The following is a 23304-nucleotide window of genomic DNA, read 5'->3' on the forward strand; positions in this document are numbered from 1 at the left end:
CCTTTCGGGGTGTGCGGACTGAGGGCGGCGGCGGCGCTCACGCGGCGCTCTCGCGCAGGCTGCGCCCGGTGAGGGTGAGGAAGACGTCGTCCAGCGAGGGCCGCTGCACCTGGACCGTGCGGAGTTCGAGCCCGCGCGCGTCGGCCGCGCGCAAAATCTGCGGCAGGGCGCTCTCGCCCCGGTCCACGCGCAGCCGGACCGTGGTGCCGGTGGTGTCGAGGGAGTCGGCGGCGGCGAACGCGGCGACGGCCGCGGCCGCCTGGCGGGCGTCCTCCTCGCTGGCGGCCTCCAGGGTCACCAGGTCGCCGGCCACCTTGCCCTTGAGGTCGTCGGGGGTGCCGTCGGCGATCACCGCGCCGTGGTCGATGACCACCACCCGCTCGGCCATGGTGTCGGCCTCGTCCAGGTAGTGCGTGGTCAGGAAGATCGTGGTGCCGTAGTCCTCGCGCAGCCGGGCGATGTGGGTCCACAGGTTGGCGCGGCTGTGCGGGTCGAGCCCGGTGGAGGGCTCGTCCAAAAACAGCAGGTCGGGCCGGTGGATGAGCCCCATGGCGATGTCGAGGCGGCGCCGCTGCCCGCCGGAGAGCTGGGGGGTGTGGCGCTTCTCCAGCCCCTCCAGGTCCAGGTCGGCCATCAGCCGCGCGGCGCGGGTGCGCGCCTCGGCGCGGGTCAGCCCGTAGAGCCGCCCCTGGGTGACCAGTTCCTCGCCGAGGCGCTGGCCGTAGCCGGCGCCGTGGCCCTGGCCGACGTAGCCGATGCGGCGCCGCACGCCGTGGGGGTCGGCGACCACGTCGTGCCCGGCCACGGTGGCGGTGCCCGAGGTGGGCGCGAGCAGGGTGGTGAGCATGCGCAGGCTGGTGGACTTGCCGGCGCCGTTGGGGCCGAGGAAGGCGACGATCTCGCCGGCCTCGACGTCGAGGGTCAGGCCGCGCACCGCCTCGACGGTGCCGGATTTCGTGGTGAAGCTGCGGGTGAGGTCGCGGGTGTGGATCACAGTGCCCCCATGCGGCGGCCGCCGGGCGGCCCGGCGCCGCGCGTCCGGTAGTCAAATTTGATTACTCGGCTGGAATCATCCCGCCCGAGATCCGGGTAGTCAAATTTGATTACCCGGTCTCGCGACGCTCCCCGGGCACCCCGCCCGGCCCGCGCGGCGCGGCGGCCGGCTCGCCGAACGCCCGGCCGCCCTCGCCCGCCATGCTGTAGGCGCCGCCCTCCAGCCGCTCGATCAGCTCCCGGGTGAAGGCCTCGTTCGCCTCGGCCGCCACCACCCAGGACCGGAACAGCTCGTAGACGTGCGCCGGCTTGTATCCCATGACCTCGGTGCCCAGCAGGGACTCCGCCGTGCGCCGGGCCTTCTCCAGCCCCTCCAGGCGGAACCGCAGGAGCCCCAGCGCGCGGGAGCGCGGCAGCGCGGTCATGAACGTGATGGCCGCGCCGAAGTACTCCGGCTTGGCCTCGGCGTCGGACAGGGCCTCCTGGAGCAGCCGGAAGAACTCCTCCTCGCCGGCGGCGGTCACCTCGAACAGGGCGCGCTCGGGCCCCTCGCCGCTCTCCTCCACCCCCGCACTGCGCAGCATGCCGCCCTTGAGCAGTTGGCGCAGCGCGTGGTAGATCGAGCCGGGTTTGACGTTGGCCCAGGTGTCGGCGCCCCAGGACAGCAGCTCGCGCCGTACCTGGTAGCCGTGGGCGGGTCCGAACGACCGCACCATGCCCAGCACCAGCAGCCTCGTCGCCGACATCTCGCGCTCCCGCTCTCCTCGGACTCCCCCACCCGAGCCTAGGTCGGCGGGCGGCCCGGCAGCGCCGGGGGGAGGCCGCTTCGACCGGCCGCGCCGCCCGCGCACACCGTCACTTCACCCGTCTTGCCGGTTAAAAGATGCCTTACGCGCACGAACAGTGCGTGACGTCTTCTCACTCAGTGTGACATGGTTCGGCTAAGGCGACGCTTGGCAGTGGGGAGACGACATGAAGGTCTGGGTGCTGGCCGGAATCACCGCGGGCGCGCTCGTGCCGGGCACCGCGCCCGCCTGGGCCGAGGCCCAGCAGATCGAGGTCTCCCCCGAGGCGGTGGCCCCAGGCCAGTCGATCACCCTGACCTCCGCCTGCGAGGGCGACGCCCGGCAACTGGAGTTCACCTCCGACGTGTTCCCCGGTACCGCCTCGGCCGAACTGGAGAACACCTTCGGCACCGTGCCCGTGGTGGTGGCTCCGGGCACCCCGCCGGGCGTCTACGCCGTGCACGCCGAGTGCGTGGGCGGTACCTCCACCGAGACCGCCCTGGGCAAGGTCACCGTCATCCGCGGCGCGCTCACGCCCACGCCCTCGGGCGCCCCCCAGACCGGCGGGGGCGGCGTCCCGGAGTCGGCGGGGCCGGCCCGCGCCATGGCCGCCGGGCTGCTGGCGGGCCTGGCGGGCGCCGCCCTGGCCCTGGGCCGGCGCGCCGCACGCCGTGGCCGGTGAGGCGGCGGCCCACGCGCTGGCGGCCGTCTGCGCCGCCGGCGCGCTGCTGACCGCCTCGCTCGGCCCCGTGGCCGCCCCCGAGTCCGCCGCGCGCGCCCCCGAGCGCCCGGCCCACGACGCGGGCGGCGCCCCGCCCGCACCCGCCGGCGCAGCGCACGCGGCCGGCGCCCCCGTCCACCTGGAGATCGGCGCCATCGGGCTGCGCGCGCGCCTGCTGCCCCTGGGGCTGGACCCCGAGGGCGCCCTGGCCCAGCCCCCGCTGGAGCGCACCGGCGTGGCCGGCTGGTACGCGCTGGGGCCGGCACCGGGCGACCCTGGGGCCGCCGTCATCACCGGGCACCGCGACACCCGCACCGGGCCGTCGGTCTTCTGGCGCCTGGGCGACCTGCGGCCCGGCGACGAGATCCGGGTGCGCCGGGCCGACGGCCGCGACGCCGTGTTCGCGGTGCGGCGCAGCGAGCGCGTGGACAAGGGCGCGTTCCCCGCCGAGGCGGTCTACGGCCCGGTGGAGCGGCCCGAGATCCGGCTGGTCACCTGCGCGGGCGCCTTCGACCACGCCACCGGCCACTACGAGCGCAACCTGATCGTCTACGGCGCCCTGGCGCGGGGCTGAGCGGACCGGCGGCCGCCGCCGCGACCCTGCCGCCGACCGGGTGTCCCGGTGACCTGGTGGCCCGGTCGCCGGGTGGCCCGGTGGCCCGGTGGCGGGCGAGCGGGTCCGGGCGGCCGGGTGCCCCCGCCGCCCCACCTCCCCGGCGGTCCCGGACTCGACCTCGGCCTCGGCACCCGCGACCCGGCCGCGCCGCGCTAGGGCAGCCGGTAGCCCCGGGTGTCGACCAGGGCGCACCGGCCGCCGATCTCGACCGTGCCGTCCGGGCCGGGGCGGGCGTCGATCCGCGAGCCCACCCCCTGGCGGATCACCAGCGGGCGGCGCAGCAGCCCGCACAGCCGCAGCGCGGCCGCGCCCGTGGCCTCGTCCTCGCCGATGCCCATCTCGGCGGGGAACACCCGCACCCGCACCCGCCCGGCCGTCTCGTCCTCCCACGCCCACACGTGCAGGTTGACGCCGGGCTCGCCACCGACCAGGGCGTCGACCTCGGCCGGGGAGGGCAGTTGGCGGGTGTCGAACTCCGGCGCCAGCGCCGGGTCGGCGCGGATCCAGGTGTGGTCGCCGTCCTCCCAGGTGGGCACCACGCCGGCCGGCGGGTACAGGGAGTCCCGGCCCATCCCCTGGTGGCGCAGCAGCCATGAGGTGCCCACGAGCGGGTGGCCGGCCAGCGGCAGCTCGATGGCCGGGGTGTGGATGTGCATCCGGCCGGTGGCGGTGTCCTCCACGAACACGGTCTCGGAGAACCCGAGGTCGGCGGCGACCGCCTGCCGGGCGGCGTCGGACATGCCGGCGGCGTCCAGGAAGACGCCGAGTTCGTTGCCGCCCGTGCCGTGCTCGCCGAGGAAGACGGTCACGACGTGAAGTGTGGTGGTTGTGCTCATACCCGCCACTCTGCCAGCAGGCGGCGCGCAGCTCCACTTATCGTTCCTTGGGTCACGGTGAAGCACTCCTTCACAGTCGCGCTGAACACGCCAGACGCCGCGCGGCCGTGACACCGGGTGTGAACAGCCTCACGCCGGGCCATGGACCGAGGCCGCGCGGCGCGGGAACGCCCTGCCCGCAGGGGGTGTGCGCCCCCACCCGCACCGCCCGCGACCTGCGCCGCATTCGCCCCGTTAAGCCTGTATTAAGGCCGGGTTGAGCGTGGCGGTCCCCCACGTATTCTCGGGAACCGTGCTAACGCTGTTCCCACCCCGCAGACGGACACCGGACCGTCGAAAAGAGGTCTCCGTGCCCCGAGTGACCGGTCTGGCGCACATCACGCTGTCCGTGCGCGACCGCGACGCCAGCATCGACTTCTACCGCACCGTGCTCGGGTTCAAGGAGTTCAAGACCCGGGACGGCAAGCAGTGGCTGCTCACCGAGTGCCGCCACCCCAGCGGTGTCGTGCTCGGGTTCATCCAGCACAAGGACCAGTTCAAGGCGACCTTCGACCACCGCCACACCGGCATGGACCACCTGGCGTTCCAGGTGGGCAGCCTGGGCGAGCTGGACTACTGGGAGGACCGCCTCACCGACCTCGACATCGACCACTCGCCGATCGTGCACGCCGACCACGGGTCGATGATCTCCTTCTCCGACCCCGACGGCATCCAACTGGAGCTGTACTGCCCGGCGGAGCTGGTCAGCGAGGACTGACCGGGCGCGTCTGAGAGCCGGTGGCAGCGCCGCCGCCGGGCTCCGCGCCCCCCTTTTCCCGGCGACCTCCCCGGCCGCGCCGAGGCCGCCCGCACCGCCTACCCGGCCCCCTGCGGCCGTCCGCCGCCTCCACCCGTGAAGACCCCACCGCGTGTCCGTGCCGCGCGCCCGCGTCCCGGCGGCGCCGCCCCGCGCCCGGTCCTAATCCGGGGAGACCAGTTCCAGCCGCACGTCCTGGGCGCGGATCTCGTCCACCGCCGACTGCGGCAGCCGGTCGTCGGTGATGATCAGGTCGAACTCCTCCAGGCGCGCCACCCGGAACGTCCCGAACTTGCCGTACTTGGTGCTGTCGACGGTGAGCACGCTCTTGGAGGCGATCCGCAGCAACTGCTGCTTGGCCACCACCTTGGCCTCCGAGGGCGTGGTGGAGCCGCGGTCGACGTCCCAGGAGCTGCTGGCGATGAACGCGATGTCGACGTTGACCTGGCGCAGGAAGTCGGCGGTGAACTGGCCCACCGAGGAGTGGTCGGCGTGGGAGACCACGCCGCCGGTGTGGATCAGCTCGATGTTGGGGTACTCCATGAGGTGCCCCACGACATTGAAGTCGTTGGTGACCACGGTGAGCCCGACCTTGTCGGTGAGCATGGGCACCATCTGGAGCGAGGTCGTGCCGGCGTCGAGGAAGATCGTGAAGTTCTCGCGCACCAACTGCGCCGCCGCCCGGGTGATCGCCCGCTTGGCCGGGACCTCCAGTTGGGCCTTGGCAAGGTAGGAGGGTTCGCTCTTGAGCCGCGCCGCCAGCCGCACCCCGCCGGTGACCGAGAGCACCTTGCCGTCGTTCTCCAGCGCCTGGATGTCGCGCCGCACCGTCATGTGCGACACCGACAGCATCGAGGTCAGCTCGTTGATGCTGAGCACGTGCCGCTCCTGGAGCAGCTTGAGGATGTGCTCGCGGCGCTGGTCGGGGATCATTCTTCGCCTTCGGAGTCGATGCGGGGGCGTGTTCACCAGTGTGAAGACGCGCGGGACACACCACAAGTCTCCCAGCCGGCCGCCGTGGGGCGCGGCCAGCCCCGAGTGAGGACGGTCGCACCGCAGCCGGGGCGGCGACGGATTTGCGGGTCCCGCCCCCGTGCGCGCGCGGACTTTGGCACTCTAGTCTCCAGCACCCGGCGGCATCCCTCGCCGGTTCCTCGGGGCAACGAAAGACTGGGCACATGACGCTGGCGATCGCCCTCCGCGGTGACACCACCCGGTTCCGCGAGAACACGCTGCCTGCAATCCGCTCGGCGTTCGCCGAAGGCGCCGACGTCGTGGCCGTCGACCTGCGCACCACCGCCGACGGCCACGTCGTCGTCGTGCGCGACCACGCCCTGGAGTACACCTGGCGCCTGGCGCGCCCGGTGGCGCAGGCGACCCTGGCCGACCTCGCCGTGCTGGGCCACGACGTCCAGCAGCGCATCCCCACCCTGATGGAGGTGCTGGCCGAGGCCGCCGGCCCGCCGGTGCGGGCGCTGCTGCTCGACGTCGACCGGCTGGAGACCGCCCTGGCGGCCGAGGCCGTGGTGGGCGAGCACGGCATGGGCGAGCACATCATCTACACCGGCCCGCTGGAGGTGCTGCGGGCGCTGCGCGCGCACCGCCCGCAGGTGGGCCTCCTGCTGTCGTGGGAGCTGCCCACGCTGCCGCCGCCCGACGTGTGGCAGTCGGTGCGGCCGCGCTACTACAGCACCGAGCACCGGATGCTGACGCGGGAGCTGGTGGCGGAGATCCAGCGGCACGGGTACCGGATCGCCACCTGGACGGTGGACGATTTTCCGGAAATGGTGCGGCTGGCCGGAATGGGCGTGGACGCGATCATCACCAACAACATCGCCGAACTCGCCAACCTCAGCGGGCGCCAGAGTGCGCCGGGTGCGGGGGGGCCGCCCCGCGGCGCGCACGGTGTTTCCGGTCCCCACGGTGTTTCCGGAGTGCACGGTGTTTCGGGTCCGCACGGTTTCTCCGGCGCGCCCGCTGTTCCCGCTCCGCCCTATGACCTGCGGCCCGGTGACCACCGGCGCTGAGACCGGCGGCGGTCCACTCGCTCGGATGCATTCAAACTGAATTCAGTTTATTGCGGTCGCACGTATGCAAAACACGGTGCGAGATTTCCTCGGGCAAGCTGCCCGCTTTTCCCTGAAAGCGACCCCGGGCACCGCTATGCTGGAAACGGCCGGTGTTTCCCGCACCGGCGTCGCGGTGCGCCGAGCCGTTCCCGATTCGCGGCCCGCCTCCCCCATCGCGCGGCGGCGCTCGCCCGCACGCGCGGCCGCACCCGGCAACGCCACCGCACCCGCTCCCACCCCTCGTCTACGCCCGCGACCTCCGGGGCATTGCAGAGATGATCATGACAGCGGACCTGTCCCACATCGACGCGCGCGCCTTCGACCGCGTGCTCCACACCGCGGCGGGGCTGTTCGCCCGCCACGGCCTCAACGGCATCGGCATGGCCGCTCTCGCCCACGAGGTCACCGCCGCCACCGGTGTCGACCCCGTCGCCTTCCGCAGAGCCTTCCCCACCCGCCTCGACCTCGCCTACGCCGTGGCCCTGCACTCCACCCGCGACCTCGTGCAAAGCCAACTCGACTCCCCCGCCGTCGGCCTGTCCCCCACCGAGCGCGTGGACCGCCTGGTGCGGCGGCACATCCGGCACTGCTGGCGGTACCGCACCGCCGAGCACCTGCGGCGCACCCTGCTGCCCACGCTGCGGACCGTCCACCCCGAGCGCCACCGGGAGCTGACCGACCTCCTCCAGGGCTACCGCGCGCACATCCGCCAGCTCATCGCCGAGGGTGTGGCCGCCGGCGAGTTCCGCGTGCCCGCCGGAGCCGACACCGCCGGCGTGGTGGTCGACACCCTCGACTCCGTGCTCGACTGGTACGACCCCGAGGGCGGCCTGACCCTGGCCGAACTCGGCGACGTCAACGCCGACCTGGTCATCCACCACCACCTCGGCCGCCCGCGCGAGTAGCGGGGCGGCCGCGCGCGGCGGCCGGCGCCCCCGGTCAGCCGGCCAGGCGGTAGCCCATGCCCCGCACGGTCTCGATCCGCCCGGAGCCGATCTTCTTGCGCAGCGCGCGCACGTAGACGTCCACCACGTTGGACCCGGGGTCGTGGTCGTAGCCCCAGACGTGGGAGAGGATCTGCTGGCGCGAGAGCACGTGGTCGCGGTGCCGCAGCAGCAGCTCCAGCAGGGCGAACTCCCGTGCGGTGAGGTCGACCGTGCCGGTGGCGGTGGCCGCCCGGCGGGTGCGCAGGTCCAGGGTGAGCCCGGCGGCGCTGAGCGTCGTGTGCTCGGCGGTCCGGTCGGTGCGCAGCCGCAGCCGCACCCGCGCCAGCAGCTCCTCGAACCGGAACGGCTTGGTCATGTAGTCGTCGGCGCCGTTCTCCAGGCCGGTGACGGTGTCGGCGATCCCGTCCCGCGCGGTGAGGAAGATCACCGGCAGGGTGGACCCCCCGGCGCGCACCCGCCGCAGCACGGCGAACCCGTCGAGGTCGGGCAGGCCGATGTCCAGCACCAGCAGGTCGAACTCGCCCGAGAGCGCGTAGTCCACCGCCTCGGCGCCGGTGGCCACCACGGCGGCCGCGAACCCGTTGGCCACCAGTCCCTTGCGGACGAACGCGGAGATGCGCTCCTCGTCCTCGGCGATCAGGATTCGACTCACATCCGCTCCTTGGCTCTGTCGGTGTGGGTGGGGGGCAGGATGAGGGAGAACTCCGCGCCCCGGCCGGGCACCGAGCGCAGTTCCACCCGGCCGTGGTGGGCCTCCACGATCGCGCGCACGATCGCCAGCCCCAGGCCGGCGCCGGTGCGGTTGCGGGCGCCCGAGCCGCGCGCGAACCGCTCGAAGATGCGGGCGCGGTCGGCCTCGGGGATCCCCGGGCCGGTGTCGCCGACCCACAGCACGGCCCCGCCGCCCTCGACCATGGCCGACCCGATGCTGATGGTGTCGCCGGGCCCGGTGTGCTGTGCGGCGTTGGACGCCAGTTGCACCATGGCCTGGGTGATCCGCTGGGGGTCGACGTGGACCGCGCCCTCGCCGACGTGCGCGAGCCGCCAGTTGCGGTCGGCCAGCGCCCGGACCTTGGCGTCGATGTCGCCGGTCAGCTCGGCCAGCCACACGGTGCGCGGCTGGACGAAGTCGGGCCGCTCGGCCTTGGCCAGCAGCAGCAGGTCGTCCACGATGCGGGCCATGCGGTCCAGTTCGTCGGTGACCAGCCGCACGACCTCGCGCCGCTCCTCGGGGTCGTCGCCCATCAGCTCCAGGTGGCCCCGGACGATGGTGATGGGCGTGCGCAGTTCGTGGCCCGCGTCGTCCACGAACCGCCGCTGCGCCGAGAACGACTCCTCCAGCCGGTCGAGCATGGCGTTGAACTGCTCGGCCAGCGCGGCGACGTCGTCGTTGCCGGGGACGTCGATGCGCCGGGTGAGGTCCTCCTCGCTGATCTGGGCGGCGGTCTGGCGCACCAGCCGGATGGGCGCCAGGATGCGGCCCGAGACCCACCAGGCGGCGGCGCCGGCGATGAGCAGGCCGACCGCGCTGACCAGGGACAGCGTGCCGATGGTGCGGTTGACGTCGGCCAGTTCGGGCTCCACGAAGTAGCCGATGACGAACCAGCCGCCGGGGTTGCCCGAGGACGCGGGCTGCACGTCGAGCCGGGCCTTCTGCCAGCGCAGGGCGCCGGCGGGGGTGTCGACCACGCCGCGCCCGGCCGAGGACTCCAAAATCTGCGCGCGCAGGTCCTCGTCGGCTGAGACGTCGTAGAGCGGTTCGGGGAACTGGCGGACGCGGCCGGTGGGCACCTGGGCGCCCGGCTCCTCGTCCACGTGGCCGAAGATGATCTCGTTGTCGTCGGGGTACTGGCCGACCACGTAGGTCCGCAGCGCCGCGTCGACCGTGGTGAAGCCCTGCGGTGCCTGGGGATTGTTGCCCTCGAAGAACTGCGCGAACTCGTCGTGCTCCTGGGTCAGCGCGCTGTCGATCCGGTCGTCCACCCCGGTGCGCAGCGCCTGCCAGGTGATGACGTTGACCAGGGTGAGCACGCCGACCATCAGCAGCACCACCCAGACCATGATCCGCACCCGGGCGGGGATGCGCCGCCAGAGCGCGGGCCTGCCCGGCTCCGGCGCGGGTGCGGGTGCGCGGTCCTCAGTCGTCGCCGTCGTCGTCGCCGTCATCGTCCCCTTCCTCGTCGTCATCGTCCGCGTCGTCGTCGCCGGTGACAGGGGGCGGCGGCGAGACGATGTCGTCCTCGGAGGGGTGCGGGGACGGGCTGTCCGACGGCGCCGCCGACGGGCTGGCCGACGCCTCTCGGCCGGGCCCCTGCCCGGCGGGGTTGGACGCGGGCGACTCTCCCACTATGACCTGCTCGGGAGGGGGCTCGGGAGCGGTGTCGCGGCTCATGGCCCAGGCCAGGGCCGCGATGAGCAGGGCGGCGATGGCGACGCCGCCGATCAGCGTGACGCGGTACAGCGGTTTCATGACTGTGATCATGGCCCGCGACCGTGGAGGAGCCATGAAACCGAGATGAGAAAACCCTCATCCAAGGAGGGCGGCGACGGCCCAGGTCACAGCGCCGGAGCGGTCCGGCGCGGGGGCGCGCGTGAAAAACGGGCGCCGCCGCCGAGACCGGCGGCGGCGCCCTCTCCGGAAGGGCAGAGGTACCCGGTGGTGCCCCTCTAGGGCGCGTCGGGAATGGAGAACGCGGCCCAGACCACCTTTCCCTGCCCGTCGAGGATGTTCCAGCCCCACTTGGAGCTGTAGGTGTCGATGAGGCGGAGCCCGCGGCCGCCCTCTTCGCAGTCGTCGGGGTCGGCCATGGCCGGGGCGACGAGGCTGGGGTCGAAGACCATGCAGGTCAGCTCGTGGTCGTCGCGGACCAGGCCGAACTGGATGGACCACTCCGAGATCAGTCCGGCGTCCACGGGGGCGGCGTGCCGGCAGGCGTTGGTGACGAGTTCGGAGACCACCAGGCGCACGTCCCCGGACAGCCCGGCGTAGCCCCACTCGGCGAGCACGGAGTGGGCGAAGTCGCGCGCGGCTTTCACCGAGGCCGGGTGGAAGCCCAGGCCGCGCACCGCGGTGACCGGCCGGATGAAGTGCTCTCCCACGGGCAGCGGGGCCGGTGACAGCCCCTGCCAGCCTCCCGGCACGTCAAGACGGACGGGCGGCAGCCGGCCGCTGCTGGACTCCAGGTACAGGTCGCCGGCTCTGAAGTGGGCAGAGTGCGCAGTCATCGCGCTCCTTGCGCTGTGGGGCTCGCAGCGTACGGGTTCACGTGCACCCTTTTCTCTCGTCACTTACAGACGTAAGCACGAATGCATGTGCAAAACCGAGTCTAGTGAGAAGTGCGGCGCGTGTCCCCCCCGGAGCGGTTCGTTATGAAAACTTAAGCGAACCCCGGGAACACTCGAGCGTCTCGCGCGGGCGCGCGTTCCGCTTTATCGCAGGTCAACAAAGGGCGACACGAAGCGTCACGGGAACCAGCGGCACCAGGTGGCCGTGACCTGGCGCGACGTGAGTCCGCAGCAAGTCCCATTACTCCCCAATCGTCACAAAGCGCCCGACTTGCGAACCACGGCGGCAGATGGCCAGGTATGGCCGTACTTGGCGTGGTTTACTGACGCAAGCACCCCTGCAAACACATATGCACGTGCATCCGGTAGTCTGCGCGAGTCGCGGATGATCTTGTGTCGCGGCAGATAGGAGAGACCACAGATGCAGCAGACCTACAACGGCATCCCCGCCAGCCGGCTGCGGGGGGTCGTGTGGCGCAAGTCGGAGTTGAGCAACCCCAGCGGCAACTGCGTCGAGGTGGCCCAACTCCCCGACGGCGCCATCGCCGTGCGCAACTCCCGCCACCCCAACGGGCCGGCGCTGATCTACACCCCCGCCGAGATGAAGGCGTTCCTCAGCGGCGCCAAGCAGGGCGAGTTCGACCACCTGATCGACTGACCCCGGGCGCACGCCGCGCGCGACGCCCGCCAGGGCCGGCGACCGCGGCACCGCCCGCGCGAGCCGGGTCCGAAGCAGGGACGGCACGCGCCGGCAGGCACCCCGACCGGCGACCGCCTCCGCGGCCCGCCCACCTCGCCCATCCTGTCCGCCGCCCGCCGCGCGCGGGACCGTCCCGGCGGGCACCCGCCCAACCGCGAGGGCACCGGGTGGCCAGGTGAGCGGCCGGTCGACCGCCCGGGGGAAATACCGCCGAGCGCACCGAGGCCTTCGTCGTGAACACCGGATTCCCACCGGATTACCTGCACTTTCGCGGTAGGCCGCAATTAGCCGCCAATTCCCATCGGGGGCGCTCCGCCCGAACGCGCCCGCGCACCGGCGGACCCCGGCTACCCTCGGAACCGGGGATAGGGCACCATTCGCATTCGACCGGCCACGGCAGGGCGCCGCAACCCCGCCGCCTCGGACGATTCCGAGCGGCGCGGCGATTTCGCGCCCGGCGTCACAGCGCGTCGTCGTGACTGCTAGGAGAGTAACGCGCAGTTCGACGGCGATTGCCGTAATGGTCGTTATTCTGATTCACTGGCGTCGACCAGCGCTCTTGGGAGGGCAAATGGAGGTAGTGCGGACGGAGGACGAGTCTCCTCCGGCGAACGTACTCGCCCAGTCACGCGGCGGGCCGACCGTGCTGCGCATCCTGCTCGGCACGCAGTTACGGCGGCTGCGCACCGCGAAGGGCATCAGCCGCGAGGCCGCCGGGTATGAGATCCGCGCCTCGCACGCGAAGATCAGCCGCCTGGAGCTGGGGCAGGTCAGCTTCAAGGAGCGCGACGTCGCCGACCTGCTCACCCTCTACGGTGTGACCGAGCCCGAGGAGCGCGACACCCTGCTCTCCCTGGCGCGGCAGGCCAACACCCCCGGGTGGTGGCACAAGTTCAGCGACGTCCTGCCGAACTGGTTCGAGGTCTACGTCGGGCTCGAGGAAGCCGCCTCGATCATCCGCACCTATGAACTCCAGTTCGTGCCCGGCCTGCTCCAGGCCGAGGAGTACGCCCGCGCCGTCATCATGCTCGCCCACGGCAACGCGCCCGTCGAGGAGATCGACCGCCGCGTGCACCTGCGCATGACCCGCCAGCAGCGGCTCACCGGCCCCGACGCGCCCCGCCTGTGGGCCGTGGTCGACGAAGCCGCGCTGCGCCGCCCGCTGGGCGGCGCCCACGCCATGCGCGCCCAACTCGAGCACCTCATCGAGATGGCCACCCTGCCCAACGTCACGCTCCAGATCGTGCCGTTCAACCGGGGCGGCCACGCCGCCGCGGGCGGGCCGTTCAGCATCCTGCGCTTCACCGGCGCCGACCTGCCCGACGTCGTCTACCTGGAGCAGCTCACCAGCTCCGTCTACTTCGACAAGCCCGAGGAGACCGACCACTACATGGCGGTCATGGACCAGCTCTGCCTTGAGGCGGCGCCGGCCTCGGAGACCCCGCGCTTCCTGCGCCGCATCCTCGACGACATGGGCTAGCACTCCCCCCGGCCGGCCCGCCCGGGCCGGACCGGCACCGCCGCCGCGGGCGCTCAGGCGCCCGCGGTGGCTCTGTACTGCCCGCAGCCCTGGCGCACCGACCTCCGCGCCCGCCCCCGCGAGCCCCCGACCGCCCCGTTCCACCCGGCCGGCGGGATTGACTTTTGATTAGTCCGGAAACCAAACTAATCCCCGCGAGCATGTCGTGGATCACGTTCGGCACACCCCCACAGCGCTTGGAGGCCGAGGATGCTGGTCGCCGGAGTGGACTCCTCCACCCAGGGCACCAAGATCGTGGTGCGCCGCGCCGACACCGGCGAACCCGTGCGCGCCGCGCAGGCGCCCCACCCCGACGGCACCGAGATCGACCCCCGCCACTGGTGGGAGGCGCTGCTGGGCGCCTGCGGCGACGGCATGCTGGAGGGCGTGGCCGCCATCGGGGTGGCCGCCCAGCAGCACGGCATGGTCGCCCTCGACGCCGACGGCGCGGTGGTGCGGCCCGCGCTGCTGTGGAACGACACCCGCTCGGCCGGCGCCGCCCGCGACCTCGTCGCCGAACTTGGCGGCCCCCAGGCGTGGGCGCGGGCCGTGGGCAGCGTGCCGGTGGCCAGCCTCACCGTCACCAAGCTGCGCTGGCTGGCCGAGCACGAGCCCGCCAACGCCGCGCGGGTGGAGCGCGTGCTGCTGCCCCACGACTGGCTCACCTGGCGGCTGACCGGCGGCGGGGGCGCCGAGGCGCTGACCGACCGGGGCGACGCCTCGGGCACCGGCTACTACTCCCCCGCCGACGGCGCCTACCGCCCCGACCTGCTGCGCGCGGCCTTCGGCCGCGACCTGGCCGTGCCGCGCGTGGCCGCACCGAGCGAGAGCGCCGGTCCGGTCCGCGCCGCAGGGCTGCCCGCCATCGGCACGGTGTCGGTGGGCACCGGCGACAACATGGCCGCCGCGCTGGGCCTGGGCGCCGGCCCCGGCGACGTGGTGGTGTCGCTGGGGACCTCGGGCACCGCCTTCGCGGTGGCCGAGGAGCCCACCTTCGACGCCTCCGGCCTGGTCACCGGGTTCGCCGACGCCACCGGCCGGTTCCTGCCGCTGGTGTGCACGCTCAACGCCGCCCGGGTCATCGACGCGGGCGCCCGCATGCTCGGCGTGGACCTGGCGGAGTTCGGGCGGCTCGCGCTGGAGGCGCCGCCCGGCGCCGGCGGCCTCACCCTGCTGCCCTACCTCGACGGCGAGCGGACCCCCAACCTGCCTGATGCGGCCGGCCGCCTCGACGGCCTGACCCGGGCCAACCTCACCCCGCCCGCGATCGCCCGCGCGTTCGTGGAGGGCATGCTGTGCGGCCTGGCCGACGCGGTGGACGCGCTGACCGCCCAAGGGGTGCCGGTGCGGCGGGTGCTGCTCATCGGCGGCGCCGCGCGCTCGGCGGCGGTGCGCGCCGTCGCCCCGCAGGTCCTGGGCCGCCCCGTGGTGGTGCCCGAGCCCGGAGAGTACGTGGCCGACGGCGCCGCGCGCCAGGCCGCGTGGGCGCTGGCGGGCACCCCCGAGCCGCCGGAGTGGGGCGGCACGGCCGCGGCCGAGGTGTACGAGGCCGACCCGGTGCCCGGCGTGCGCGAGCGCTACGCCGAGGTGCGCGCCGGGCTGACCGGCGCCGCATGAGCCCGCTCCGCCCCTCTCCGCCCGTCCGACCCCTCTCTTCCCCCGACCTGCCCCGGCGTCACCCGGCGCCGCCCCGCCCCAACACCGACACGAGCGAGGACATCTGATGAGCGACTACCAGCCGGTGCCGGAGGACAAGTTCAGCTTCGGCCTGTGGACCGTGGGCTGGCGCGGTGTCAACACCTTCGGCGAGGCGGTCCGGCCGCCGCTGGACGGTGCCGACGCGGTCCGCCGGCTCGCCGACCTGGGCGCCTACGGGATCACCTTCCACGACGACGACCTGTTCCCGCCGGGCTCCGGCGCCGCCGAGCGCGAGGCGATCCTCACCCGGTTCCGCGCGGCCCTGGCCGAGACCGGGCTCACCGTGCCGATGATGACCACCAACCTGTTCAGCCACCCGGTGTTCCGTGACGGCGGGTTCACCTCCAACAGCCGCGACGTGCGCCGCTACGCCATCCGCAAGGTGGTCCGCAACATCGACCTGGCCGCCGAACTGGGCGCGCGCACCTACGTGTGCTGGGGCGGCATGGACGGCGCGGAGTCCGAAGCGGGCAAGGACGACCGCGCGGCGCTGGACCGGCTGCGCGAGGCGTTCGACATCCTGTGCGGCTACGTGCGGGAGAAGGGCTATGACCTGCGGTTCGCGCTGGAGCCCAAGCCCAACGAGCCGCGCGGCGACGTGCTGCTGCCCACGGTGGGCCACGCGCTGGCGTTCATCAACGAACTGGAGCACCCCGAGATGGTGGGCCTCAACCCCGAGGTCGGCCACGAGCAGATGGCGGGGTTGAACTTCGTGCACGGGGTGGCCCAGGCGCTGTGGCACGGCAAGCTGTTCCACATCGACCTCAACGGCCAGCGCGGCGTGAAGTACGACCAGGACCTGCGCTTTGGCGCCGGCGACGTCAAGGAGGCGTTCTTCCTGGTCGACCTGCTGGAGACGGCCGGCTACGACGGCCCGCGCCACTTCGACTTCAAGCCGCCCCGGACCGAGGACGCCTCGGGCGTGTGGGAGTCGGCGGCGGCGTGCATGCGCAACTACCTGATCCTGCGCGAGAAGGCGGCGGCGTTCCGCGCCGACCCCGAGGTCGCCAAGGCGCTGGAGGCGGCGCGGGTCGCCGAGCTGGCCCAGCCGACCCTGGGGCCGGGCGAGTCGCTGGGCGACCTGCTGGCCGAGGACCTCGACCTGGCGGCGGCGGGCGAGCGCGGCTACCACTTCGAGCGGCTGGACCAGTTGGCGATGGACCACCTGTTCGGCGTGCGCTGAGCGCGGCGCGCCCCCGCCGGCGGCGGGGGCGCGCGCACGGGGGCGGTGCGGCGGGGTCCTCGCGGGGCCGCCGCACCGCCCCCTTTCCCGTTCCCGTTGCCCCGGGCTCTCCGGGGAGCGGCCGGGGGGCCGCGCCCCTCAGGCGGCGAGGCCCTTGCGCAGCCGGGTGAAGGCGCGCGGGCGGTCCAGGGCGACGGCCGCCACCGCCCGCCCGTCGCGCTCGTAGACGGCGGCGAAGGCGCGGTCGGCCAGGGCGCCCTCGACCACCCGCAGGGTGTCGCCGGGCCGGGTGTGGCCGGCGAACTGGAGGCGCACCCCGTACTGGTCGGACCAGAAGTAGGGCACCCGCGCGTAGGCGGCCACGGTCCGGCCGGCGAGCAGGTTGCGCACGGCCACCGGCGGCTGGTCGTTGGCGGCGCTCCAGTGCTCGGCGCGCGCGGTGGTGCCGTCGGCGCGGCGCACCCGCGCGGCGTCGCCCACCGCCACCACCCCGGGCAGGGCGGTGCGCAGCCCGGGGTCGCACACCACGCCCCGGTCGAGTTCCAGGCCCGACCCGGCGAGCCAGTCGACGGCCGGGCGGGCGCCGATCCCCACCACGACCACGTCGGCGGCCACGGCGCGGCCGTCGGCCAGGACCAGCCCGGTGACCCGGTCGGTGCCGGTGAGCGCGGCCACCGGCGTGCCGCACAGCAGCCGCACGCCGTTGGCGGCGTGCAGCCCGGCGACGGCGGCGGCGACCTCGGGCCCCAGCACGGCCGCGAGCGGGGCCGGCGCCGCCTCGACCACGGTGGTCTCCAGCCCCAGCGCGGCGCAGGCCGAGGCGATCTCGGCGCCGATGAAGGAGCCGCCGACCACGGCCACGCGCGGCGACCCGGCCGCCAGGTCGGCGCGCAGCGCCTCGGCGTCGTCCAGGGTGCGCAGGGTGTGCACCCCGGCCAGGCGGGGCGCGCCGGGCAGCGGGAGCGCGGCGGCGCCGGTGGCCACCACCACGGCGTCGGAGGCGATCTCGGTGCCGTCGGCCAGCACCACGGCGCGCCGCCCCGGTGCCAGCGCCGCCGCCGGCGTCCCCAGCCGCCAGTCCACCTCCAGGGCGGCGTCGTCCTCGGCGGCCAGGGCGAGGTCGGCGGCCTCGGCCTTGCCCAGCAGGAAGTCCTTGGACAGCGGCGGGCGGTCGTAGGGTGCGTGGCGCTCGGCGCCCACGACGGTCAGCGCGCCCGTGTACCCCTGCTCGCGCAGGGCGCGGGCGGCCCCCAGGCCCGCCAGGGACGCGCCGACCACGGTGACGGCCTTCACGCGGCGCCTTCGGCGACGGGCTGGGCCACGGCGGCGTGGACGTAGACGGCGCCGTCCTCGGCGACGGTGACGGCGTGGGTGCGCACCGCGCGCTTGGCCGGCAGGCAGGTGGGCGCGCCCGTGCGCAGGTCGAAGGCGGCCTCGTGCAGCGGGCACTCGATGAAGCAGCCCTCCAGCCAGCCGTCGGAGAGCGAGGCGTTCTGGTGGGTGCAGGTGTCGTCGACCGCGTAGAGGCGCCCGTCGACGTTGAACACGGCGATCGGCACGTCGGCCATCACCCGGATGGACTCGCCCTTGGGCAGGTCGTCGAGGTGGCAGGCGTAGATCATGGCATCTCCCATCTGGCGGCGGAGCAGTGTGGTGCGCCGAAGGTTCCGGTCCGTCCTCGGACGGTGCTGAGGTGGGCGGGAGCCGGGCGCCCGGGGCCGGGCGCGGTGGGACCAGGGATGTCAGGGAGGCGGGGCCTCGGGCGGAACACGCCACAGAGCGCACGGCGGAGCGGCCAGGAGCACTCCGGCCACGGGACCGGAGTCGCCTGATGCGCAACAACGCGCCGAACACGCAACAGTGTCGGCTCGGCCCGCTGCCCGCGTCAAGACCCGGGAAACGCCTACCAATCAGCAACTTCCGCGAAATATTCGTTAACGGTCCAGGGGTTGACGGCGGGCCGGGCGGGACTTCAGCCTGTTGATAATCGTGCAGAGCGGTGCATGATACGCAACTTAAGTTCGGTCGCCCATGCGCGAAAGGGACGCCGCCGATGAGTACCGCCTCCGACCTGCCGCACCCCGCCCGCCCCACCTCCCGCCCCCGCGTCGTGATCATCGGCGCCGGGATCGTCGGCTGCGCGCTGGCCGACGAGCTGACCGCCCGGGGGTGGACCGACGTCACCGTGCTCGACCAGGGCCCCCTCTTCGCCACGGGCGGCTCCAGCTCCCACGCCCCCGGTCTGGTGTTCCAGACCAACGCCTCCAAGACCATGACCGAGTTCGCCGCCTACACCGTGCGCAAGTACTCCGGCCTGAGCCTGGACGGGCGGTGGTGCTTCCGCGCGGTGGGCGGCTTGGAGGTCGCCACCACGCCCGAGCGCCTGGCCGACCTGCGGCGCAAGCTCGGCTGGGCGCGGGCCTGGGGCGTGCGCGCGGAGCTGCTGGACCCGGGCGCGTGCGCTCGGCTGTGGCCCGGCCTGGACACCGGCGTGGTGCTGGGCGGCCTGCACACCCCCGACGACGGCCTGGCCAAGGCGGTGCGCGCCGGCGAGGCCCAGGCCCGCGCCGCCACGGCGCGCGGCGCCCGGTTCCTGGGCCACCACACGGTGGTGGGGATCGAGCGCGCCGGGGGCCGCGTCAGCGCCGTGGTCACCGACCGGCAGACCTTCCCCGCCGACATCGCGGTCTCGGCCGCCGGGTTCTGGGGACCGGCGATCGGCCGCATGGCGGGGGTGGCGGTGCCGCTGCTGCCGCTGGCCCACCAGTACGCCTACACCGCCCCGCTGCCCGGCGTGGACAACCCGCCCGACCTGGAGGCCGCGCTGCCGCTGCTGCGCCACCAGGACCGCGACCTCTACTTCCGCGAGCACGGCGACCGCATCGGGATCGGCTCCTACGCCCACCGGCCGCTGCCGGTGGACCTGGCGGCGGTGGCCGCGCCGGGGCGGGCACCGCAGATGCCCTCGATGCTGCCCTTCACCGGCGAGGACTTCGAGCCGAGCTGGCGCGACGCCTGCGAGCTGCTGCCCGCCCTGGCCGACTCCAAGGTGGACGAGGGCTTCAACGGGGTGTTCTCCTTCACGCCCGACGGCATGCCGCTGCTGGGCGAGGCCCGCGAGCTGCCCGGGTTCTGGCTGGCCGAGGCGGTGTGGGTGACCCACTCGGCGGGGGTGGCCAAGGCCGTGGCCGAGTGGATGGTGGAGGGCCGCCCCCAGGTCGACGTGCACGAGTGCGACGTCCACCGGTTCGAGGAGGCGCAGCTCTCCCCCGCCTACATCGCCGAGCGCGGTGAGCAGAGCTTCGTGGAGGTCTACGACGTCGTCCACCCGCTCCAGCCGATCGGGCGGCCCCGGCCGCTGCGCACCAGCCCCTTCCACCACCGCCAGCGGGAGCTGGGCGCGGTGTTCGGCGAGGCCGCCGGCTGGGAGCGGCCGCTGTGGTTCGCGGCCAACGCCGCGCTGGCCGACCCCCGCACACCCGAGCGCGACCCCTGGTCGGCCCGGTACTGGTCGCCCGTCGTGGACGCCGAGGCCCGCGCCACCCGCGAGCGCGTCGCGCTCTACGACATGACCCCGCTGACCCGCCTGGAGGTCAGCGGCCCCGGCGCGCTGGCGTTCCTCCAGCGCATGTGCACCAACCAGCTCGACCGCGCCCCCGGCACGGTCACCTACACGCTGCTGCTCGACCACGCCGGCGGGGTGCGCTCCGACATCACCGTCACCCGGCTGGCCGAGGACGCCTTCCAGGTCGGGGTGAGCGGCCGGCTCGACACCGACTGGCTCACCCGCCACCTGCCCGCCGACGGCTCGGTGGTGCTGCGCGACATCACCGGCGGCACCGCCTGCGTGGGCGTGTGGGGGCCGCTGGCCCGCGACCTGGTGCAGCCGCTCACCGACGACGACTTCTCCCACGCCGGGTTCGGCTACTTCAAGGCCCGCCGCGCCCACATCGGGCACGTGCCGGTGCTGGCGCTGCGGGTGTCCTACGTCGGCGAGCTGGGCTGGGAGATCTACACCGGCGCCGACACCGCGCCGCTGCTGTGGGACACCCTGTGGGCGGCCGGCCGCCCCCTCGGCGCGGTCGCCGCCGGGCGCGGCGCCTTCTCCAGCCTGCGGCTGGAGAAGGGCTACCGGCTGGCCGGCACCGACATGACCACCGAGCACGACCCCTACGAGGCCGGGCTGGGGTTCGCCGTGCGCCTGGGCAAGGGTGACTTCGTCGGCCGCGACGCGGCGGCGGCCGCCGCCGAGCGCCCGCCGCGCCGGCGCCTGGCCTGCCTGACCCTGGACGACCCGCACCGGGTGGTCCTGGGCCGCGAGCCCGTGCTGGTCGCCGGCGCCCCCGCCGGATACGTCACCAGCGCCGCCCGCAGCACCACGCTGGGCCGCACGATCGCCTACGCCTGGCTGCCGGCCGAGGCCGCCGAACCCGGCACCGGGGTGCACGTGGAGTACTTCGGCGAGGCGCTGGCCGCCACCGTGGCGGCCGAGCCGCTGGTCGACCCCGAGATGGCCCGCATCCGCCGCTGAGCGCCGACCCGACCACCGCACGCAGGACACGGAGGACTTCGCCATGGCCACCACAGCGAGCAACGGCAGTACCGGCGCGCCGGCCGCGCGCGCCGGGCGCTCCTACGACGTCGCCGTCCTGGGCCTGGGCGCGATGGGCGGCGCCGCCGCCCGCCACCTGGCCGCGCGGGGGCTGCGCGTGCTGGGTCTGGAGCGCTTCGGCCCCGCCCACGACCGGGGCTCCAGCCACGGGGGCTCCCGCATCATCCGCCAGTCCTACTTCGAGCACCCCGACTACGTCCCGCTGCTGCTGCGCTCCTATGAGCTGTGGGAGGCGCTGGAGCGCGACTCCGGCGCCGACCTGATGACGCTGACCGGCGCGCTGATGCTGGGCCGCCCCGACAGCCGCACGGTCGCCGGCAGCCGGGAGTCGGCGCGCCGCTGGGGGCTGCCCCACGAGATCCTGGAGCCCGCCGACATCCGCCGCCGCTTCCCCACCTTCGCGCCGCGCGCCGACGAGGTCGCGCTGTATGAGGAGCGCGGCGGGTTCGTGCGGCCCGAGGCGGCCGTGGCCGCCCACCTGGACCTCGCCCGGCGCGACGGCGCCGACCTGCGCTTCGGCGAACCCGCCCTGGACTGGGCGGTGCTGCCCGGCGGCGACGGCGTGCGCGTCACCACCGCCGCCGGCCGCTACACCGCCGAGCGGCTGGTGGTCTGCCCCGGCGCGTGGGCGCCCGAGGTGCTGGCCGGCCTGGGCGTGCCCCTCACCGTGGAGCGCCAGGTGCAGTACTGGTTCCACCCGCGCACCGGCACCGCGCCCTTCGCCGCCGAGCGCCACCCCGTCTACGTGTGGGAGGACGCCGCCGGCGTGCAGATCTACGGGTTCCCCGCCTACGAGGGGCCCGAGGACGGGGTCAAGGCGGCGTTCTTCCGCAAGGGCGTGGCCTGCACACCCGACACTCTGGAGCGGCGCGTGGCGCCCGAGGAGGTCGAGGCGATGGCCGCGCACCTGCGCGACCGGCTGCCCGACCTGCCGGGCCGCTTCCTGCGCGCCGCCACCTGCATGTACACCACCACGCCCGACGAGCACTTCGTCATCGCCGTCCACCCCGAGCACCCGCAGGTCACGGTGGCCTGCGGGTTCTCCGGGCACGGGTTCAAGTTCACGCCGGTGGTCGGGGAGATCCTGGCCGACCTCGCCACCGCCGGCGCCACCGCCCACCCCATCGGCCTGTTCGACCCCCGGCCGCGCCGCGTCCGGCCGACCCAGCACGAGGTGACCACGTGACAGCGACGGACCTGCCCGCCACCCCGAGCCTGATCCCGACCCCGCCCGGCCGCGACTACACCGACCCCGGCGTCTTCGCCCGCGAGCAGCGGCTGATCTTCGAGCGCACCTGGTTCTGCGCGGTGCGCTGCGCCGACCTCGCCGCTCCCGGCGACTTCCGCACGGTGCAGGTGGGCCGGGAGAGCGTGCTGCTCACCCGCACCCGCGCCGGCGAGGTCCGCGCGTTCCTCAACGTGTGCCGCCACCGGGGGGCGCGGCTGTGCACCGAGGAGGCCGGCAGCGTCAAGCGGTCGCTGCGCTGCCCCTACCACGCCTGGACCTACGACCTGGACGGCCGGCTGGTGGCCGCGCCCAACCTCGCCGACATGGCCGACGTGCGCCGGGAGGACCGCGGCCTGATCACCGTGCACGTGCGCGAGTGGCTGGGCTACGCCTGGGTGTGCCTGGCCGATGAGCCGCCCTCCTTCGCCGACACCGTGCAGGCGGCCGTGACCGAGCGGCTGGGCGATGCCGCCGCCGTGGACCGCTACGGGGTGGAGCGCCTGGCGCTGGGCCGGCGCATCACCTACGACGTGGCGGCCAACTGGAAGCTGATCGTCGAGAACTTCATGGAGTGCTACCACTGCGGCACCATCCACCCCGAACTGACCGAGGTGCTGCCGGAGTTCGCCGAGGGCTACGCCGCCCAGTACTACGTGGGCCACGGCGCGGAGTTCGGCGCCGGAGTCGACGGGTTCACCGTCGACGGCGGCGCCGGGTTCGGCCGCCTGGAGGGCGTGGGCACCGACCAGGACCGCCGCTACTACGCCGTCACCGTGCCGCCGCAGGTGTTCGTCAACCTGGTGCCCGACCACGTGATCGTGCACCGCATGTTCCCGCTGGCGCCCGACCGCACCCGGGTGGAGTGCGACTGGCTCTACAGTCCCGCCGTGGTGGAGTCCGGCGCCGACCTGTCGCGCTCGGTGGAGCTGTTCGACCGGGTCAACCGGCAGGACTTCGACGCCTGCGAGCGCTGCCAGCCGGCCATGGACTCCCGGGCCTACCGCGACGGCGGGGTGCTGGTGCCCGTGGAGCACCACATCGGCGCCTTCCACGCCTGGGTGGCGCGGCTGCTGGCCGAACCCGAGACCGAGACCGGCCCCGGACCGGGCGCCGGCGCCCCCGGCGGCCGGTAGCGGCCACGCCCGCGGCGGCGGGGGCGCACCGGCCCGGGCACCCGGGCCGGCCTGCGCCGACCCCGCCGCCGCCGGGCACCGCGCCACGCGCGGATACCCGCCGTCCACCTGGGCGCCACCTGACCGCCCCGCACCGGCCGCCTGCCGGGCGGACAATCCCCTCGGACAACGCGTGGAGCGCCG

The 23304-nt window shown here is 74.2% G+C and carries 22 protein-coding genes; 12 read left to right on the forward strand and 10 right to left on the reverse strand.

Annotation, left to right across the window (positions count from 1 at the left end; translation table 11 throughout):
- Window positions 1-37: 37 nt before the first annotated feature.
- The gene (locus LG943_RS18135; RefSeq protein WP_270073496.1) at window positions 38-994 is read right to left on the reverse strand and encodes an ATP-binding cassette domain-containing protein; all 957 of its coding nucleotides are present in this window, start codon (window positions 992-994) and stop codon (window positions 38-40) included.
- A 109-nt stretch (window positions 995-1103) separates the two neighbouring features.
- Window positions 1104-1739 carry a PadR family transcriptional regulator gene (locus LG943_RS18140; protein ID WP_270073497.1) on the reverse strand — a complete coding sequence of 212 codons (636 nt, stop codon included), beginning with the start codon at window positions 1737-1739 and terminating at the stop codon, window positions 1104-1106.
- 226 nt (window positions 1740-1965) lie between these two features.
- Here LG943_RS18140 and LG943_RS18145 point away from each other — a divergent pair, with 226 nt between their 5' ends.
- Both LG943_RS18145 and LG943_RS18150 read left to right on the forward strand, forming a co-directional pair.
- Entirely contained in the window at window positions 1966-2460 is a 495-nt protein-coding gene (locus tag LG943_RS18145) for a hypothetical protein (RefSeq protein WP_270073498.1), read from the forward strand.
- Entirely contained in the window at window positions 2450-3073 is a 624-nt protein-coding gene (locus tag LG943_RS18150; protein WP_270073499.1) for a class F sortase, read from the forward strand. The genes LG943_RS18145 and LG943_RS18150 overlap by 11 nt, the downstream gene beginning before the upstream one ends.
- A 194-nt stretch (window positions 3074-3267) precedes the next feature.
- Here the strand turns inward: LG943_RS18150 and LG943_RS18155 are convergent, their stop codons facing one another.
- The gene (locus LG943_RS18155) at window positions 3268-3951 is read right to left on the reverse strand and encodes a PhzF family phenazine biosynthesis protein (RefSeq protein WP_270073500.1); all 684 of its coding nucleotides are present in this window, start codon (window positions 3949-3951) and stop codon (window positions 3268-3270) included.
- A 349-nt stretch (window positions 3952-4300) separates the two neighbouring features.
- Here LG943_RS18155 and LG943_RS18160 point away from each other — a divergent pair, with 349 nt between their 5' ends.
- Window positions 4301-4708 (forward strand): VOC family protein, encoded by a 408-nt coding sequence (locus LG943_RS18160; protein ID WP_270073501.1) that lies wholly within the window; start codon window positions 4301-4303, stop codon window positions 4706-4708.
- Between the two features lie 201 nt (window positions 4709-4909).
- Here LG943_RS18160 and LG943_RS18165 read toward each other — a convergent pair whose 3' ends face one another.
- Window positions 4910-5680, reverse strand: coding sequence for a DeoR/GlpR family DNA-binding transcription regulator (locus LG943_RS18165; RefSeq protein ID WP_270073502.1), 771 nt, complete (start codon window positions 5678-5680; stop codon window positions 4910-4912).
- Window positions 5681-5925: 245 nt separating this feature from the next.
- Between LG943_RS18165 and LG943_RS18170 the strand changes: the two genes are divergently transcribed.
- Window positions 5926-6774, forward strand: coding sequence for a glycerophosphodiester phosphodiesterase family protein (locus LG943_RS18170; protein WP_270073503.1), 849 nt, complete (start codon window positions 5926-5928; stop codon window positions 6772-6774).
- A 323-nt stretch (window positions 6775-7097) separates the two neighbouring features.
- On the forward strand, window positions 7098-7721 hold the full coding sequence (locus LG943_RS18175) for a TetR/AcrR family transcriptional regulator (protein ID WP_270073504.1): 624 nt from the start codon (window positions 7098-7100) through the stop codon (window positions 7719-7721).
- Window positions 7722-7755: 34 nt separating this feature from the next.
- Here the strand turns inward: LG943_RS18175 and LG943_RS18180 are convergent, their stop codons facing one another.
- From LG943_RS18180 to LG943_RS18195, 4 genes are all read right to left on the reverse strand, one after another.
- Window positions 7756-8415, reverse strand: a complete 660-nt coding sequence (locus LG943_RS18180) for a response regulator transcription factor (protein ID WP_270073505.1) — start codon at window positions 8413-8415, stop codon at window positions 7756-7758.
- Window positions 8412-9929, reverse strand: coding sequence for a sensor histidine kinase (locus tag LG943_RS18185; protein WP_270073506.1), 1518 nt, complete (start codon window positions 9927-9929; stop codon window positions 8412-8414). Before LG943_RS18185 ends, LG943_RS18180 begins: the two co-directional genes overlap by 4 nt.
- The gene (locus tag LG943_RS18190) at window positions 9901-10233 is read right to left on the reverse strand and encodes a hypothetical protein (protein WP_270073507.1); all 333 of its coding nucleotides are present in this window, start codon (window positions 10231-10233) and stop codon (window positions 9901-9903) included. The genes LG943_RS18185 and LG943_RS18190 overlap by 29 nt, the downstream gene beginning before the upstream one ends.
- 197 nt (window positions 10234-10430) lie before the next feature.
- Window positions 10431-10988: an ATP-binding protein gene (locus LG943_RS18195; protein ID WP_270073508.1), complete on the reverse strand. Its 558-nt coding sequence runs from the start codon at window positions 10986-10988 to the stop codon at window positions 10431-10433.
- A gap of 481 nt (window positions 10989-11469) precedes the next feature.
- Here LG943_RS18195 and LG943_RS18200 point away from each other — a divergent pair, with 481 nt between their 5' ends.
- The 4 genes from LG943_RS18200 (at window position 11470) to xylA (ending at window position 16148) form a co-directional block, all read left to right on the forward strand.
- The gene (locus tag LG943_RS18200; protein WP_270073509.1) at window positions 11470-11706 is read left to right on the forward strand and encodes a DUF397 domain-containing protein; all 237 of its coding nucleotides are present in this window, start codon (window positions 11470-11472) and stop codon (window positions 11704-11706) included.
- Between the two features lie 613 nt (window positions 11707-12319).
- Window positions 12320-13228: a helix-turn-helix domain-containing protein gene (locus LG943_RS18205; protein ID WP_270073510.1), complete on the forward strand. Its 909-nt coding sequence runs from the start codon at window positions 12320-12322 to the stop codon at window positions 13226-13228.
- A gap of 249 nt (window positions 13229-13477) precedes the next feature.
- Window positions 13478-14884 (forward strand): xylulokinase, encoded by a 1407-nt coding sequence (gene xylB / locus LG943_RS18210; protein ID WP_270073511.1) that lies wholly within the window; start codon window positions 13478-13480, stop codon window positions 14882-14884.
- 106 nt (window positions 14885-14990) lie between these two features.
- The gene (gene xylA, locus LG943_RS18215; RefSeq protein WP_270073512.1) at window positions 14991-16148 is read left to right on the forward strand and encodes a xylose isomerase; all 1158 of its coding nucleotides are present in this window, start codon (window positions 14991-14993) and stop codon (window positions 16146-16148) included.
- Between the two features lie 138 nt (window positions 16149-16286).
- On the opposite strand, the gene LG943_RS18220 is transcribed toward xylA, so the two are convergent.
- Entirely contained in the window at window positions 16287-17441 is a 1155-nt protein-coding gene (locus LG943_RS18220) for an NAD(P)/FAD-dependent oxidoreductase (protein ID WP_270073513.1), read from the reverse strand.
- The gene (locus LG943_RS18225; protein WP_333486392.1) at window positions 17438-17782 is read right to left on the reverse strand and encodes a bifunctional 3-phenylpropionate/cinnamic acid dioxygenase ferredoxin subunit; all 345 of its coding nucleotides are present in this window, start codon (window positions 17780-17782) and stop codon (window positions 17438-17440) included. The genes LG943_RS18220 and LG943_RS18225 overlap by 4 nt, the downstream gene beginning before the upstream one ends.
- Window positions 17783-18201: 419 nt before the next feature.
- On the opposite strand from LG943_RS18225, the gene LG943_RS18230 reads away from it, so the two are divergent.
- From LG943_RS18230 to LG943_RS18240, 3 genes are read left to right on the forward strand one after another with little or no spacing between them, the layout of a single operon-like run.
- Window positions 18202-20679 (forward strand): GcvT family protein, encoded by a 2478-nt coding sequence (locus tag LG943_RS18230; protein WP_270073514.1) that lies wholly within the window; start codon window positions 18202-18204, stop codon window positions 20677-20679.
- Between the two features lie 43 nt (window positions 20680-20722).
- Window positions 20723-21946 carry an N-methyl-L-tryptophan oxidase gene (gene solA / locus LG943_RS18235; protein WP_270073515.1) on the forward strand — a complete coding sequence of 408 codons (1224 nt, stop codon included), beginning with the start codon at window positions 20723-20725 and terminating at the stop codon, window positions 21944-21946.
- Window positions 21943-23121, forward strand: a complete 1179-nt coding sequence (locus LG943_RS18240; RefSeq protein ID WP_270073516.1) for an aromatic ring-hydroxylating oxygenase subunit alpha — start codon at window positions 21943-21945, stop codon at window positions 23119-23121. The genes solA and LG943_RS18240 overlap by 4 nt, the downstream gene beginning before the upstream one ends.
- Window positions 23122-23304 lie beyond the last annotated feature (183 nt).

This window comes from Streptomonospora mangrovi, assembly GCF_027604915.1.
Lineage (GTDB): Bacteria > Actinomycetota > Actinomycetes > Streptosporangiales > Streptosporangiaceae > Streptomonospora > Streptomonospora mangrovi.

What these genes read in the sequence shown, in the direction of transcription:
- LG943_RS18140 (WP_270073497.1), bottom strand. Translation starts at nt 1,739, where the DNA reads ATGTCGGCGACGAGGCTGCTGGTGCTGGGCATGGTGCGGTCGTTCGGA.
- LG943_RS18145 (WP_270073498.1), top strand. Translation starts at nt 1,966, where the DNA reads ATGAAGGTCTGGGTGCTGGCCGGAATCACCGCGGGCGCGCTCGTGCCG.
- LG943_RS18155 (WP_270073500.1), bottom strand. Translation starts at nt 3,951, where the DNA reads ATGAGCACAACCACCACACTTCACGTCGTGACCGTCTTCCTCGGCGAG.
- LG943_RS18165 (WP_270073502.1), bottom strand. Translation starts at nt 5,680, where the DNA reads ATGATCCCCGACCAGCGCCGCGAGCACATCCTCAAGCTGCTCCAGGAG.
- LG943_RS18170 (WP_270073503.1), top strand. Translation starts at nt 5,926, where the DNA reads ATGACGCTGGCGATCGCCCTCCGCGGTGACACCACCCGGTTCCGCGAG.
- LG943_RS18175 (WP_270073504.1), top strand. Translation starts at nt 7,098, where the DNA reads ATGACAGCGGACCTGTCCCACATCGACGCGCGCGCCTTCGACCGCGTG.
- LG943_RS18185 (WP_270073506.1), bottom strand. Translation starts at nt 9,929, where the DNA reads ATGACGGCGACGACGACGGCGACGACTGAGGACCGCGCACCCGCACCC.
- LG943_RS18190 (WP_270073507.1), bottom strand. Translation starts at nt 10,233, where the DNA reads ATGAAACCGCTGTACCGCGTCACGCTGATCGGCGGCGTCGCCATCGCC.
- LG943_RS18195 (WP_270073508.1), bottom strand. Translation starts at nt 10,988, where the DNA reads ATGACTGCGCACTCTGCCCACTTCAGAGCCGGCGACCTGTACCTGGAG.
- LG943_RS18200 (WP_270073509.1), top strand. Translation starts at nt 11,470, where the DNA reads ATGCAGCAGACCTACAACGGCATCCCCGCCAGCCGGCTGCGGGGGGTC.
- LG943_RS18205 (WP_270073510.1), top strand. Translation starts at nt 12,320, where the DNA reads ATGGAGGTAGTGCGGACGGAGGACGAGTCTCCTCCGGCGAACGTACTC.
- xylB (WP_270073511.1), top strand. Translation starts at nt 13,478, where the DNA reads ATGCTGGTCGCCGGAGTGGACTCCTCCACCCAGGGCACCAAGATCGTG.
- xylA (WP_270073512.1), top strand. Translation starts at nt 14,991, where the DNA reads ATGAGCGACTACCAGCCGGTGCCGGAGGACAAGTTCAGCTTCGGCCTG.
- LG943_RS18225 (WP_333486392.1), bottom strand. Translation starts at nt 17,782, where the DNA reads ATGGGAGATGCCATGATCTACGCCTGCCACCTCGACGACCTGCCCAAG.
- LG943_RS18230 (WP_270073514.1), top strand. Translation starts at nt 18,202, where the DNA reads ATGAGTACCGCCTCCGACCTGCCGCACCCCGCCCGCCCCACCTCCCGC.
- solA (WP_270073515.1), top strand. Translation starts at nt 20,723, where the DNA reads ATGGCCACCACAGCGAGCAACGGCAGTACCGGCGCGCCGGCCGCGCGC.